15 protein-coding genes are annotated in these 13,096 nt (G+C 62.3%); 5 read left to right on the top strand and 10 right to left on the bottom strand.

Translation table 11 applies throughout. The features are described 5' to 3' along the window. Positions 1-194 precede the first annotated feature (194 nt). Positions 195-1,277: a heat-inducible transcriptional repressor HrcA gene (gene hrcA / locus QZ564_RS17415; RefSeq protein ID WP_297112750.1), complete on the bottom strand. Its 1,083-nt coding sequence runs from the start codon at positions 1,275-1,277 to the stop codon at positions 195-197. Positions 1,278-1,417: 140 nt separating this feature from the next. Between hrcA and rph the strand changes: the two genes are divergently transcribed. From rph to hemW, 3 genes are all read left to right on the top strand, one after another. Continuing rightward, positions 1,418-2,134 (top strand): ribonuclease PH, encoded by a 717-nt coding sequence (gene rph, locus QZ564_RS17410; protein ID WP_297112747.1) that lies wholly within the window; start codon positions 1,418-1,420, stop codon positions 2,132-2,134. Between the two features lie 142 nt (positions 2,135-2,276). Then, positions 2,277-2,924, top strand: coding sequence for a non-canonical purine NTP pyrophosphatase (locus tag QZ564_RS17405; protein WP_297112744.1), 648 nt, complete (start codon positions 2,277-2,279; stop codon positions 2,922-2,924). After that, the gene (gene hemW, locus QZ564_RS17400; RefSeq protein WP_297112741.1) at positions 2,911-4,071 is read left to right on the top strand and encodes a radical SAM family heme chaperone HemW; all 1,161 of its coding nucleotides are present in this window, start codon (positions 2,911-2,913) and stop codon (positions 4,069-4,071) included. Before QZ564_RS17405 ends, hemW begins: the two co-directional genes overlap by 14 nt. 50 nt (positions 4,072-4,121) lie before the next feature. On the opposite strand, the gene QZ564_RS17395 is transcribed toward hemW, so the two are convergent. After that, positions 4,122-4,655, bottom strand: a complete 534-nt coding sequence (locus QZ564_RS17395; RefSeq protein WP_297112738.1) for a thermonuclease family protein — start codon at positions 4,653-4,655, stop codon at positions 4,122-4,124. A 167-nt stretch (positions 4,656-4,822) separates the two neighbouring features. Continuing rightward, positions 4,823-5,359, bottom strand: coding sequence for a translation initiation factor IF-3 (infC, locus tag QZ564_RS17390; protein WP_297112753.1), 537 nt, complete (start codon positions 5,357-5,359; stop codon positions 4,823-4,825). Between the two features lie 151 nt (positions 5,360-5,510). Between infC and QZ564_RS17385 the strand changes: the two genes are divergently transcribed. After that, positions 5,511-6,293: an alpha/beta hydrolase gene (locus tag QZ564_RS17385; protein ID WP_297112734.1), complete on the top strand. Its 783-nt coding sequence runs from the start codon at positions 5,511-5,513 to the stop codon at positions 6,291-6,293. Here the strand turns inward: QZ564_RS17385 and QZ564_RS17380 are convergent. Genes QZ564_RS17380 through QZ564_RS17360 form a run of 5 tightly spaced genes read right to left on the bottom strand, consistent with a single transcriptional unit; the run spans position 6,281 to position 10,116 of the window. After that, positions 6,281-6,781, bottom strand: coding sequence for a DUF6886 family protein (locus QZ564_RS17380; RefSeq protein WP_297112731.1), 501 nt, complete (start codon positions 6,779-6,781; stop codon positions 6,281-6,283). The genes QZ564_RS17385 and QZ564_RS17380 overlap by 13 nt on opposite strands. Continuing rightward, positions 6,778-7,431, bottom strand: coding sequence for a GNAT family protein (locus tag QZ564_RS17375; RefSeq protein ID WP_297112728.1), 654 nt, complete (start codon positions 7,429-7,431; stop codon positions 6,778-6,780). The genes QZ564_RS17380 and QZ564_RS17375 overlap by 4 nt, the downstream gene beginning before the upstream one ends. After that, positions 7,428-8,294 (bottom strand): SDR family oxidoreductase, encoded by an 867-nt coding sequence (locus QZ564_RS17370; protein ID WP_297112723.1) that lies wholly within the window; start codon positions 8,292-8,294, stop codon positions 7,428-7,430. Before QZ564_RS17370 ends, QZ564_RS17375 begins: the two co-directional genes overlap by 4 nt. After that, positions 8,294-9,421, bottom strand: coding sequence for a tRNA epoxyqueuosine(34) reductase QueG (queG, locus tag QZ564_RS17365; protein WP_297112720.1), 1,128 nt, complete (start codon positions 9,419-9,421; stop codon positions 8,294-8,296). The genes QZ564_RS17370 and queG overlap by 1 nt, the downstream gene beginning before the upstream one ends. Before the next feature lie 14 nt (positions 9,422-9,435). Beyond that, positions 9,436-10,116, bottom strand: coding sequence for a glutathione S-transferase family protein (locus QZ564_RS17360; RefSeq protein ID WP_297112717.1), 681 nt, complete (start codon positions 10,114-10,116; stop codon positions 9,436-9,438). A 116-nt stretch (positions 10,117-10,232) separates the two neighbouring features. On the opposite strand from QZ564_RS17360, the gene QZ564_RS17355 reads away from it, so the two are divergent. Further along, positions 10,233-11,057 (top strand): undecaprenyl-diphosphate phosphatase, encoded by an 825-nt coding sequence (locus tag QZ564_RS17355; RefSeq protein WP_297112714.1) that lies wholly within the window; start codon positions 10,233-10,235, stop codon positions 11,055-11,057. A gap of 37 nt (positions 11,058-11,094) precedes the next feature. Here the strand turns inward: QZ564_RS17355 and QZ564_RS17350 are convergent, their stop codons facing one another. Both QZ564_RS17350 and QZ564_RS17345 read right to left on the bottom strand, forming a co-directional pair. Next, a complete protein-coding gene (locus tag QZ564_RS17350; RefSeq protein WP_297112711.1) occupies positions 11,095-11,724 on the bottom strand; it encodes an outer-membrane lipoprotein carrier protein LolA in 630 nt (209 codons plus the stop codon). 169 nt (positions 11,725-11,893) lie between these two features. Continuing rightward, positions 11,894-13,096: FtsK/SpoIIIE domain-containing protein (locus QZ564_RS17345; protein WP_297112706.1), on the bottom strand; the 1,203-nt coding region annotated here is incomplete at its 5' end.

The raw sequence follows: 13,096 nt of genomic DNA, 5'->3' as shown, positions 1-13,096 counted from the left end.
CTGGGCGGCGTTTTCGTCGCTCATTCGGTCTTCTTCCGTATTCAATGAAAAACTCTTGCCCGCCATATCGGCCAATGGCGGCCTGAATTCAAGCTTTGAGCCGTGCGGAATGCAAATTCGAAGGCCAAGACACCCCAACTGGCGGCGAGGAGGCCACATCACCTAGTGCTTGAGGCCCCATTGCGGCCAGGCGCTCATTTGCCACGCTGGCGCGCCATCAGCGATGAGATCACATTGGCCGTATAGTCGACGACCGGCACGATGCGGGCATAATTGAGCCGGGTCGGCCCGATAACGCCTAGCACGCCGACAATCCGGTCATTGGCGTCCTTGTATGGCGACAGGATCACTGAGGACCCCGAGAGCGAGAACAGCTTGTTTTCCGAGCCGATGAAGATGCGCACGCCCTGAGCGCGCTCGGCGTCGCCAAGCAATTCGAGCAGCCCATCCTTGCTTTCCAGCTCATCGAAGAGTTGCCGCATGCGCGCCAGTTCGTCACTGGCCATCGTATCGTTGATGAGATTGGCGCGGCCGCGCACGATGACCGTGGGCGCGCTGCTGCCCCCTGGCTCGGCCAGGGTGGCAATGCCCGCGTCGACCAGCCTCTGGGTCAATTCGTCCAACTCCGCCCGCTGTTCGGCACGGCGCTCATTGAGCACTTTTCGCGCTTCTGAGAGTGTGCGACCGACGATGTAATTGGCCAGATAATTGCCTGCCTGCTGCAGGGCGCTGGCCGTGTAACCCGGGGGTAGGTCGAGAATGCGGTTTTCCACCTGCCCGTCCTCGCCCACCAGGATCGCCATGGCGCGGCTGGCATCAAGACGCACGAACTCGATATGCTTGAGCACCATGTCGGCCTTGGCGGCAATGACTACGCCCGCGCCCTGGCTCAGACCCGAAAGCAGGGACGAAGCCTCGGTAAGCACATCCTCGACCTGTGCATGGCCGGCCGTGCCTTCGATGTGGCGGGCGATCTGATTACGCTCGGTCTCGTTGACGGCGCCCACTTCGAGCATGGCATCAACAAAAAACCGCAGCCCCTGCTGGGTAGGCGCGCGACCGGCCGACGTATACGGTGCCGCAATGAGCCCAAGATCCTCAAGGTCGGCCATGACATTGCGCACCGAGGCGGGCGAAAGCTCGACCTGCAACAGGCGAGAGAGGTCGCGCGAGCCCACGGGCATGCCGGTATCAAGATAGCGCTCCACCAGGCGCCGGAAAATGTCCTGGCTGCGGGCATTGAGTACCGAGAGGAAATCTGCGGCCGGTCTGGTCATGGTGGTTTGATTAAACTCGTCGACTTTAACCCTGCCCCATCATTTAGGCCCTTGTTCCCCATCCGCCAAGCGCCCGACGCTTGTGAGCGGGCCGCTTGAGGGTTAAGAGGCGGTTAACGGCAACAAAAACTGGAATCACGATGCGGCCTTCCGGCAGACAGCCAAGCGATATGCGGGCGGTAACCCTTGAGCGCAATGTGGCCATGAAGGCGGAAGGCTCGTGCCTGGTCGCTTTCGGCAATACCAAGGTGTTGTGCACCGCATCGGTCGAAACCAGCGTTCCGGGCTGGCTGCGCGGCAAGGGTCAGGGCTGGGTGACCGCGGAATATGGCATGCTGCCCCGGGCCACCGGCTCGCGCACGCGCCGCGAGGCTACAGCCGGAAAGCAATCGGGCCGCACCCAGGAAATCCAGCGCCTGATTGGCCGCTCCTTGCGCGCCGTGGTGGATCTCGAAGCCCTGGGCGAAGTGCAGATCACCTGCGATTGCGATGTGCTGGAGGCCGATGGCGGCACCCGCACGGCCTCGATCACCGGCGCCTATGTCGCATTGGCCGACGCCATTGCCTGGATGAATGAGCGCCAGCTGACCAAGGGCAAGGCGCTGATCGACAGCGTCGCCGCCGTATCCTGCGGCATCTATCGCGGCACACCGGTGCTCGATCTCGACTATCTCGAAGATGTGGAAGCCGAGACTGACGCAAATTTCGTCATGACCGGCGCCGGCAAGTTCGTCGAAATCCAGGGCACTGCAGAAGGTACCCCCTTTAGCCGCGAGGAACTCGACAGCCTGATGTTGCTGGCCGAACAAGGCATTGGCGAATTGTCCAACATGCAGAGATCGGTGCTGGGCGCATGATGTTCCGGCTGGCCAAACGCGAGCAGGCCCCCATGCCCAAGGCAGGTGCGACGCCTGAGGGATCGATCAGGACGCCGCGGCCGGACTGCGCGATCTGGAACGATATTGCCCGCGTCCTGGGTACGAAGCCGGAGCAGAGCAAGTGAGCGCCATTCCCCGCCTGCGCGCCGGTGACCGGCTCTGCATCGCCACGCATAATGCCGGCAAGCTCCGCGAGTTTCGCGAGCTGTTCGAGCCTTTCGGGCTTGAATTGGTGTCTGCGGGTGAACTGGGCCTGCCCGAGCCGGAAGAAACCGGCACGACCTTCGCGGAAAATGCCCGCACCAAGGCCCATGCCGCTGCCAAGGGCGCCAATATGCTGGCGCTGAGCGACGATTCGGGCCTGTGTGTTGATGCGCTGGGCGGCGATCCCGGCGTCTATACGGCCGACTGGGCTGGGGTGCCGCGCGATTTCAACCGCGCCATGAAGCGGGTTGAAGATGCCCTTCAAGCTACGGGCGCCAATTCACCGGGTCAGCGCCGCGGATCGTTCAACGCCACGCTGTGCCTGGCCCATCCTGACGGGCGTGATGTGCTCTATGTCGGCAAATGTGAGGGTACGCTGGTCTGGCCGCCGCGCGGCGATCTCGGCCACGGCTATGACCCCATGTTCATGCCTGACGGCTATGACATCACCTTTGGCGAGATGGCGGCCGAGGCCAAGCACAATTGGTCACCGGGCGAACAGGGCCTCAGCCACCGCGCACGCGCGTTCGCGCAATTCGTGGAGAACCAGATTGACCACGGCTAGCGCCAACGATCTCTTCGGCGTCTATGTCCATTGGCCCTTTTGCGCGGCCAAATGCCCCTATTGCGACTTCAATAGCCACGTCCATCGCGGTCCCTTCGATGAAGACGCCTTTGTCGAGGGCTACCGCAAGGAAATCGCCCATATGGCCTCGCTGTCCTCCGGACGGCTGGTGCAGTCGATCTTTTTTGGTGGCGGCACGCCATCGCTGATGAGCCCCAGGGCCGTTGGCGCCGTCCTGGACGCAATTGCCGGAGCCTGGCAGATCGACAGCAAGGCCGAGATTACGCTTGAGGCCAATCCGACCAGTGTCGAGGTCGAGCGCTTCAAGGGATTTCGGGCCGCTGGAATTAACCGGGTCTCGCTGGGCGTGCAGTCGCTGCGCCCGGGCCCCCTGGCCGAACTGGGCCGTCGCCACACGGTGGAAGAAGCGGTCGCCGCGGTGCGCATTGCCCAGTCAGTCTTTGAGCGCTCCAGCTTTGATCTGATCTATGCCCGCCCCAAGCAGACGCTGGAAGATTGGGAAGACGAGCTCAAGGAAGCGCTGTGGCTGGCGCGGGGCCATATCAGCCTCTACCAGCTCACCATCGAGCAGGGCACGCGCTACTTCGACCTGCACCAGGCCGGCAAATTGCAGATGCCCAATGAGGACCTAGCCGCCGACTTCTACGAGCTGACGCAGGATTTGACAGCCGAAGCCGGCATGCCGGCCTATGAGATCTCCAATCACGCCGTGCCCGGCCAGGAAAGCCGGCACAACATGCTCTATTGGCGCTATGGCGAATATGCCGGCATCGGCCCCGGCGCCCATGGACGGCTGATGGTCAACCACCAGCGCCACGCCACCGCGACCGAGAAGCTGCCCTTCGAATGGCTCAAGCTGGTCAATGAGTTCGGCCATGGCATGACCACCAACGACGTGCTGACCTGGGAAGAACAGGGCGACGAGTTCCTCGTCATGGGCCTGCGCCTCAAAGAAGGCATCTCGCCCACCCGCTTCATGGCCATTTCCGGCCGCGGCATTTCCGAAGCCCAGATTGCCGCGCTCAAGGGTTATGGTTTCGTCGAGACCTTGCCCAATGGCAATATCCGCGTGACGGACAAGGGTTTTCCGGTGCTTGACGCCGTGGTCGCGGATCTGGCGGCCTGATTTTGCCGGGCTGACACCAATTTGCCCAAGACGACGGCTGACTGATCCGGTCAGTCCAGGCCCGTCGCCGCGCCCATCATGCCACGCTGGCGGACGGATGCGCGCCATAGTTTCCTGCGTGCGTCAGCGGTCTCCAGATGCCGGTATTTGCCGCCCGAGAACTTGGGCCAGTCCAACGCCAGTCCGGCGCGCACCATCTCTGCGGCGAGGTCGCGCCCATCAGGCAGGAAACATTCCGCCACCATCCGGTCATAAGAGAGCTCGGGCTTGACCCGGGCAGTCACCACCTGCCCCTTGCACAGTTTCACAAGGGCCCATTTCGATTGTTTGCCGAAGGGGTGATCAAGCTCGGGAGCGTCGATCCCAGCGATCCGGATACGTATCTTGTCGATGACGATGGTGTCGCCATCGATAACCCAGCAAGGTCCGTGCAACACCGTCGGCCCGGATGGCGGCACCGGCTGGGGCGCACGGACAACAACCCGCATTTCCCGTGGCAATTGCGGTGTCAGGGGCGGCTGTGTCTGCCGAGGTGGGCGCCGTGGCCCCGCAAGCAGGCGGACGATAACCCGGAGCAGTCTCATGCACTTCTCCCCGCGCGACAGTATCGCAAGTGCCCGAAAACGTCTGTCCAGCGAGCTTGGCGCAAATATCGTGCAAGGAAAAGCCACCGCGGCGCGACGGGTTAACGCCGCGCCATAAAAAAAGCGGGCTTTGCGGCCCGCCTTTTCATTCCAGCACTTCTGTCGCCTTACTTTGGCGCCAGAACCATGACCATTTGCCGGCCTTCCGAGCGGGGCTGGCTTTCGACCTTGGCCACGTCCTCTGTCTGCTCGCGCACCTTGAGCAGCAATTGCATGCCCAAATCCTGGTGGGCCATTTCGCGGCCCCGGAAGCGCATGGTCACCTTGACGCGGTCGCCCTCGCCCAGGAAGCGCTGCACGGCCTTCATCTTGGTCTCGTAGTCATGCGTATCGATATTCGGACGCATCTGCACTTCCTTGACCTCGATCACCTTCTGCTTCTTGCGCGCTTCTGCCGCCTTCTTCTGTGCGGCATATTTGTAGCGCCCGAGATCAAGCATCTTGGCAACGGGCGGCTGCGAATTGGCGGCGATCAGAACGAGGTCAAGCCCTTGTTCCTGCGCTTCAGCCAGCGCCTCGCGAGTGCGGACGATGCCACGATTCTGGCCCTCCGCATCGATGAGCTGAACGTCGGGGCTATTGATATCCTCGTTGGCAAGCGGCCCATCTTTCTGGGGCGCAACGGGTCTCATGGGACGGCGAATGGCAAGCGTTCCTTGTGCTATTGGTGCCAGGGGGTGAATTCGGCCCTAAAATCGTGGTAGCGGCCCGTAAAGTCAACTGGCGCAACCAAGCAATTTTGGGCCGTTGTGCCGGAGACTACCCCAGATCAATCAGAAAAGCGCCAGCCTCCCCATGAGTTCCATCCAAAGCTATCGCCTTGCCATCGGCGCCGGTGCCGACGCCCGTGACATTGCAGTGGAACAGCGCGCCGGTAGCGCGCCAGGCCTGCTATGGCTAAACGGCTTTCGATCGGTAATGACAGGCCTGAAGGCGATGAGCCTAGACGCATTGGGCGCTGAGGAGGGTCTCGAAGTCACCCGGTTCGATTATTCGGGCGACGGACAATCGGGCGGACGCTTTGCCGATGGCACCATCAGTCGCTGGCTGGAAGAGGCTGAAGCCGTGCTGGCAACGACGTCCGGGCCGCAGATCGTGTGCGGGTCGTCCATGGGCGGTTGGATCGCGCTGCTGCTGGCCCGAAGGCAACTGGCCAAGGGTAAACCGCTCAAAGGCCTCGTCCTTATTGCCCCGGCGGTCGACGCCACCACGACCCTCTTGCCGGCCCGGATGACAGAGACCCAGAAGCGCGATCTGGAGGTCCAGGGATATTTCGAGCGAGAAAGCCACTATGGCGATGGGCCATATCTCTACACCCGGGGCTTCATTGAGGACGGCGCCCATCATCGTCTCCTCGGACAGGTGATAGAAACCGGCTGCCCGGTCCATATCCTGCAGGGCGGGCAGGATCCGGATGTGCCGCCGGCGCATGCCCAGAAGCTGTTGAGCCACATCCTGCACGACCCCGTAACCTTCACACTGATCCCGGATGGAGACCATCGTCTGAGCCGGGCAGAAGATCTCGTGCGCCTCAAGGATACAGTGCTGGCGATGACCCAAGTCCCTCAGCGGGGCTGAGCGTTGCGCATCCGGATCATCGAATAGACAAGGCTTGAGGCGCGGATCTCGTCGTGGAGCGCCCAGAGGGACAGCAGGACGCGCAGCGTGGCGCCCGCCCGGGCGATCGCCGCTGCCAGGTCCTCGACCTTGTCGACGCCCAATGGCGTCACCGGTTGATGGGCAACCCAATAGCCAGCATCTTCGTCCTGCATCACGAACCCCTCGCGCGGCATGGCATAGCGATAGAGCCTGCCCGTCCTCAGCCGTTCCAGCCACCGCGCCTCGATGGCCACCACGGGCCGGTGGTCCTCCAGGTGCCGCGTGATATCGGTCGCCGTAGTCTGGGGCCCGGCGCGAAAGCAGACGCGCGGACAGTCTCGCGGCACCAGGTAATTGGCAATGCGCTCAGCCGAAATCGCCCATACGGCTGGCTGATCGGTATAGGCAGAGGGGCGCGGATCGAACCGGGCGATGTCTGGCAACTCGGACAGGTGGTAGAGCGTCACCGCGCCGCCAGTCTGGTTCTCTGCACACCCGCGTCGTCGAAATTGGCGGGATCGAGCCAGCGCTCAAATTCGGCCCGCAAGGTCGGCCACTCGCTGTCGATGATCGAGAACCAGGCGGTGTCGCGGCTTTCGCCCTTGATGATCATGTCCTGACGGAAAATGCCTTCGAAGGTGAAGCCGAAGCGCGTCGCGGCGGCCTTGGAAGGTTCGTTGGCATTGTTGCACTTCCATTCGAAGCGCCGATAGCCGAGATCATCGAAGGCGTGCCGGGCGAACAGGAACAGCGCCTCAGTGGCCATGCGCGAGCGCGCCATGGGCAGGCCCCAATAGACGCCGCCGATCTCGATCGAGCCGTGCTCGGGACGAATGCGCATCCAGCCCTGCTGGCCAACGGCCTTGCCGCTGGTCTTGTCCACCACGGCCACATAGCGTGTATCACTGGTCCAGTCGTTGGACGCGACGCGCGCCTCCATTTCGGACAGATCGCTGGGCGCATGGCTGAACAGCCAGCGATAGCGCTCAGCGCCACCCGCCATGGTGGATACGGCAAAGAGATCAGCGGCGTGGCGCTTGTCCAGCGGCTCGAGCCGCACATAGCGTCCTTCAAGCACAATGCGTTCGGGGGCAGACCGGGCGGGCTGAGGGTTCATTTTTCACTTTCGAGAATTTGGGTCAGTCCCATGCGATAGTTCGGATAGAGCATCTCGATGCCCAGCGCCCGTTTGATGGACCGGTTGGAGACGCGTTTGTTGTCGCGATAGAAGCTGCGCTGCATCGGGGTCATCTCAGCCGTCTCGAAGGGCATGTCTGGCGGGATGTCCATGCCAATCATTCCTGCGGCATAAGCGATGACGTCCTGGGGCGGGGCAGGTTCGTCATCGGCAAGGTTAAAAGTACCCGCAAGGCGCCGCTCCGCTGCCAGCGCCGTGACCCGCGCAATGTCCGCGACGTGGATGCGGTTGAACACCTGGCCGGGCTTGATGATCCGGCGCGCCGTGCCAGCCCGCAATTTGTCGAAGGTTGATCGCCCCGGCCCGTAAATGCCAGCCAGGCGCAGGATGCAGAGCGGAAGACCGCGTTCCGCGGCGTAGTCGCGCCAGGCCTGTTCGGCGAGGACGCGCCAATCCGACCGCATATTCCGCGGCACCAAAGGAGCCGTCTCGTCGATCCAGTCGCCGCCAAAATCCCCGTAGACCCCGACCGTCGAATAATAGCAGAGCCATTGCAGAGCTGGTGCGGCATCCAGGTCGTTGCGATGGTGGCGCAACACAGGATCACCGTCCTCACCGGGGGCAATGGAAAACACCAGATGGCTGGACCGCGCCAGGGTGCGGCTCACTTCAGCGCCCGGGGTCGTGCCATCGAACACCACAGCCTCAATATCGCGCGCCTGCAGGTGTGCAGCCTTTTCAGGCGACCGCACTGTGCCGCTGATGCGGTCGAAACCATGTTGGCGCAGGGCCTCCGCCGCATTGATGGAGGAGAAGCCCAAGCCAAAGAAGAACGCCTGCATTACACCACTCCATCCCATTCCGCGCGCACAGTGCTATCGCCTTCTCTGGCCAGACTGTCCAGCCGCAGCGCCTCGGCTCGCTGCGGATCGAGCCGCCGCACTGCCCAGATTGCGGCGCCGCGCACCAAGGGGGATGGGTCATCCAGCAGAGGCTCAAGCAGGGGCACGAAAGCGGGCTGTTCCGAGTTGCCGATGCCGATCAGCACATTGCGCAGAAACCGCGCCAACCCGATGCGCTTGACCGGCGAGCCGGCAAACAGCGCGCGAAAGCCCGCGTCATCAAGCTGCACCAGATCGGCCAGCGCCGGCCGCTCGAATTCGGGCCGGCTGCGCAGCTTGGCTTCACGACTCACACTGGCAAACTTGTTCCAGGGGCAGACCGCCAGACAATCGTCACAGCCATAGATGCGGTTGCCCATGGGGCGCCGATATTCGCGCGGAATGGGGCCTTTGTGCTCCACTGAATAATAGGCCAGGCACTTTCGCGCATCGAGGCGGAAAGGGGCAGGAAATGCGTTAGTGGGGCAGACGTCGAGGCATCTAGTGCACGAGCCGCAGCTCTCGGCATGCGGCTGGTCCGGGGGCAGGTCGAGATCGGTCAGGATGGCACCCAGGAACAGCCAGGAGCCAAATTGGCGGCTGACCAGCACCGAATGCTTGCCCTGCCATCCCAGGCCTGCAGCTTCGGCCAGCGGCTTTTCCATCAGCGGCGCGGTATCGACGAACACCTTGACGTCGGCGCCGGCCCGGCGGGCGAGCAAACCGGCCAGCTCCTTGAGGCGTCCCTTGATGATATCGTGATAGTCGCGATTGCGGGCATAGGCCGAGATATTGCCGACACTCTTTTCGGCCAAAAGGTCCATGGAGTCGATTTCAGGGCCGTAATTGATCCCGAGCAGGATGACCGAGCGCGCTTCAGACCAGAGACGCCGCGGATCGCCACGACGCTCCTCGGTTTCGGCCATCCAGTCCATCTCGGCGTGCCAGCCCTCGGCGAGGGCCTGGTGCAGCTTTTCAGGCAGATCGGGCCGAGAATCGGTGCGCGCAATGCCGAATGCATCAAAGCCCAGCGCTTCGGCGCGGGTCTTGAGCTCAGCAATGAGTTTTTCGATGCCGGCTTGGGCCATGCCGTCAGATAGGACTAAAAGTCCAGATCCGCATAGCCCTTGGCCGGTGGCATGGCCACGACCCGATCATTGAGCAGGGTGCGGAAGGCCGGGCGCGACTTGATGCGCGAATACCAGTCACGGGTCTCGGCCGGCACCCTGGACCAGTCGATATCGCCCATATAGTCGAGTGTAGAAAAATGCGCGGCCAAGGCAAAGTCGGCCAGGCTCATCTCCTCGCCCGCAAGCCAGTTGCGGCTGGCCAGCAGCCAGTTGAAATAGAGCAGGTGCTCGGAGAAGTTGGCCTTGGCGGCCCGCAGCACGGACGGTTCGGGCGTGGCGCCGCGCTGGTCCCGCTTGGCGATCTTCTCCTCGAACAGATAATGGGTCACCTCGTCGTTGAGCTTGACGAGCGCCCATTCGAGCAGGCGCCACATCTCGGCCCGGTCCATGGGATCGGTGGGGAACAGGCCTCCGACAGCCTCGGGCGTATAGAAGTCCTCGACGGCGTGGATGGTGGCCATGATCCCGATCACCGGCTGGTCGGACTCGGTGAAGAGAATGGGCAGGGTGGCCGCCGGGTTGATGGCCAGGAGGGCTTCTTCCCGCAGCCAGGGCTTTGTCTCCTCCAGATCCAGAGGCACTCCGTATTCGGCGCACATCAGGCGGATGAGGCGGGAGGCAGGATCGAGTGGATAATGCACAAGGCTGGGCATGAAGATGCTCTACATAGGTTGCAGACCTGCTCCACCCTACACGGCCTTGGCGCGTCACGCGAACGCGGCTAAGAGACGGGGACAAAATCGGGCCTGGGAACGAGTTAGGGGATCAGATGAACGCCGATCAAGGTCTTTTTGTGCCCCTGGTCCTCGGAATCCTCGAAGGGTTGACGGAATTTCTCCCTGTCAGTTCGACCGGCCACCTCTTGCTGGCTGACCACTTCTTCGGCCTGAGCCAGCCCAAGACCTTCATCGTGCTGATTCAGCTTGGCGCTATCCTGGCGGTGGTCACGGTCTATTTTGCCAAGCTGGGCCTGCTGATCCGCGATGCGCTGACAGGCAAGGCCTATGCCTGGCAATTTGCACTGGCGGTCGTTCTGGCTTGCCTGCCCGCCGTTGTCGCGGGGGTGCTGTTGCGGGACTTCATTCAGGGCGATCTGTGGGAATCAGCCACGCTGATCTGCGCTACCCTTCTGGTCGGTGGCATTGTTCTGCTCTTTGTCGACCGGATGAAGCTTGAGCCGAAGTATGACGATATCTATCGCTTCCCCTGGCAATTGGCGCTGATCATCGGCCTGTTCCAGATGGTGAGCCTGGTGCCCGGCGTCTCGCGCTCAGGCTCAACCGTGGTTGGCGGCATGCTGTTTGGGGCCAGCAAGCGGGCGGCCGCTGAATTCACCTTCTTCATTGCCCTGCCCATCATGGTGGGCGCCTTTGGCTACGATCTCTACAAGAGCCGCGACCTGATCGATGGCAGCATTGCGCTCAACGTCGCCATCGGCTTTGCCGCTGCCTTCGTGGCGGGGGCGCTGGTGGTCCGTTATCTGCTGAACTTCGTCAGCCGCTACGGCTTTGCGCCCTTTGCTTGGTGGCGCATTCTGGTCGGCAGCGCTGGCCTGATCGCAATTTTCGCCTTCGGCCCGACCCTGCCGGCATAAGGGAACAAATGGGGCGGCGGTGACCGCCCTGGCTGGGTCAGGTGCCTGGTTCCTTGCCACGATAGGTGGCAGGAAAGGTGAAGAAGTGGTTGGGGATTTCCACACCCTTCTGCACGTCATAGAGCGAGAAGGTCAGCTCCGAGCCACTGGGCTCCACCAGTGTCCACTGGGCCAGGTCCTTGGTGTCGGTGTCAAAAATCAGCGAGACCTGAACCGTGCCGGCCACAGTCTGGTCGATCACGGTGATCGACAGGTAGCCATCGGTGGTGGTGACATCGACCACATTGGCGTTGAGCAGGTTGATCTGGTCGCCCAGAAACTGCCGCAGCGGGATCGAGTCCTGCGGGTAGGCGTAGTAAGTTTCTTCGCGCCGGTCGACGACGTAAAAGCCGCGGCCGATCGAGACGATCTCCTCGCGGCTGGGGGGCGCGTAACGGAATGCCACCTTGTTGGGCCGCTCGATAAAGAAGGTGCCCTCCTGGCGCCCGCCATTGGTGTCGATCTGCAGGAACCGCCCTACCATGGTGCGGATAGCCGAATTATGCGCGTTGATCTGGTTGATCAATTGCTGTTCTTCAGCCGTCAGCGCCCGGCTTTGCGCCAATGCCGGCAACACGGGCGAAAGGACGGCGGCAAGGCCAAGCATCAGGGCGGTACGACGAATCATCGGCAGGACTTCCTCGCGGAGACTTCTGGTTGAGCCTAACCTAGGCAGCAATTGCGGCAACAGGTGGAAAGTTCCCCCGAGGCATATTTCACCAACGCGCGAGGGCAGAAATGCAAGAACGCCGGACCGAGGTCCGACGTTCTCAATTTGGGTATGATAGTCGTCAGGCTCAATAGCCGTCAGCGTTGTCGCCCACCAGGATTTCGCGCTTGCCGGCGTGATTGGCCGGGCTGATGACGCCTTCATTTTCCATTCGCTCGATCAGGGTCGCGGCCTTGTTGTAGCCGATGGCGAGACGGCGCTGGATATAGGAGGTGGAGGCCTTCTTGTCTGTCAGGACGATATGGACGGCCTTGTCATAGAGCTCGTCTCCGGAACCGGCATAGCTCTCGTCGCTGGATCCGCCGCCCTCGCCATAGGCGCCCTCATCCTCCTCGGTGATGTTGTCGAGGTAGTCCGGTGTGCCCTGGCTCTTGAGATGGGCAACAACGCTCTCCACTTCCGCGTCCGAGACGAAGGCGCCATGCAGGCGCTTGGTGCGGCCGCCCGAGGCCATATAGAGCATGTCGCCATTGCCCAGCAATTGTTCGGCGCCCTGCTCACCCAGAATGGTGCGGCTGTCGATCTTGGACGTCACCATGAAGGAAATGCGCGTCGGGAAATTGGCCTTGATGGTGCCGGTGATGACGTCCACCGAGGGCCGCTGGGTGGCGGTAACCATGTGGATGCCGGCCGCGCGCGCCATCTGGGCCAGGCGCTGGATGGCGCCTTCGATGTCCTTGCCGGCAACCATCATCAAATCGGCCATTTCGTCGACGATGATGACGATATAGGGCAAGGGTTCGAGATCGAATTCCTCGCTCTCGAAGATCGCCTCGCCGGTTTCGCGATCAAAGCCGGTCTGCACCGTACGGGTGATGGTGCGCCCTTCCTTTTTGGCCTCCGCCACACGCTGGTTGAAGCCGTCGATGTTTCTGACACCGATCTTGCTCATCTTGCGGTAGCGGTCTTCCATTTCGCGCACGGCCCATTTGAGCGCGACCACAGCCTTTTGCGGGTCGGTGACAACGGGCGTCAGCAGATGCGGAATGCCGTCATAGATCGAAAGCTCGAGCATTTTCGGATCGATCATGATCATGCGGCACTGCTCGGGCGTCATCTGGTAGAGCAGCGAGAGGATGAATGTGTTGATACCCACCGACTTGCCCGAGCCGGTGGTGCCGGCGATCAGCAGGTGCGGCATGCGCGCCAGGTCGGCAATGACCGGCTCACCGCCAATGGTCTTGCCCAGGCAAATGGGCAGCTTGCCCTTCATCTTCTCGAAATCTGACGAGGCCAGCATTTCGCGGAAATAGACGGTCTCGCGGCTCTG

The organism is uncultured Devosia sp., assembly GCF_913055165.1.
GTDB lineage: Bacteria > Pseudomonadota > Alphaproteobacteria > Rhizobiales > Devosiaceae > Devosia.
This window is presented reverse-complemented; position numbering and strand designations above follow the sequence as displayed.

What these genes read in the sequence shown, in the direction of transcription:
- hrcA (WP_297112750.1), bottom strand. Translation starts at nt 1,277, where the DNA reads ATGACCAGACCGGCCGCAGATTTCCTCTCGGTACTCAATGCCCGCAGC.
- rph (WP_297112747.1), top strand. Translation starts at nt 1,418, where the DNA reads ATGCGGCCTTCCGGCAGACAGCCAAGCGATATGCGGGCGGTAACCCTT.
- QZ564_RS17395 (WP_297112738.1), bottom strand. Translation starts at nt 4,655, where the DNA reads ATGAGACTGCTCCGGGTTATCGTCCGCCTGCTTGCGGGGCCACGGCGC.
- QZ564_RS17385 (WP_297112734.1), top strand. Translation starts at nt 5,511, where the DNA reads ATGAGTTCCATCCAAAGCTATCGCCTTGCCATCGGCGCCGGTGCCGAC.
- QZ564_RS17375 (WP_297112728.1), bottom strand. Translation starts at nt 7,431, where the DNA reads ATGAACCCTCAGCCCGCCCGGTCTGCCCCCGAACGCATTGTGCTTGAA.
- QZ564_RS17370 (WP_297112723.1), bottom strand. Translation starts at nt 8,294, where the DNA reads ATGCAGGCGTTCTTCTTTGGCTTGGGCTTCTCCTCCATCAATGCGGCG.
- queG (WP_297112720.1), bottom strand. Translation starts at nt 9,421, where the DNA reads ATGGCCCAAGCCGGCATCGAAAAACTCATTGCTGAGCTCAAGACCCGC.
- QZ564_RS17360 (WP_297112717.1), bottom strand. Translation starts at nt 10,116, where the DNA reads ATGCCCAGCCTTGTGCATTATCCACTCGATCCTGCCTCCCGCCTCATC.
- QZ564_RS17355 (WP_297112714.1), top strand. Translation starts at nt 10,233, where the DNA reads ATGAACGCCGATCAAGGTCTTTTTGTGCCCCTGGTCCTCGGAATCCTC.
- QZ564_RS17350 (WP_297112711.1), bottom strand. Translation starts at nt 11,724, where the DNA reads ATGATTCGTCGTACCGCCCTGATGCTTGGCCTTGCCGCCGTCCTTTCG.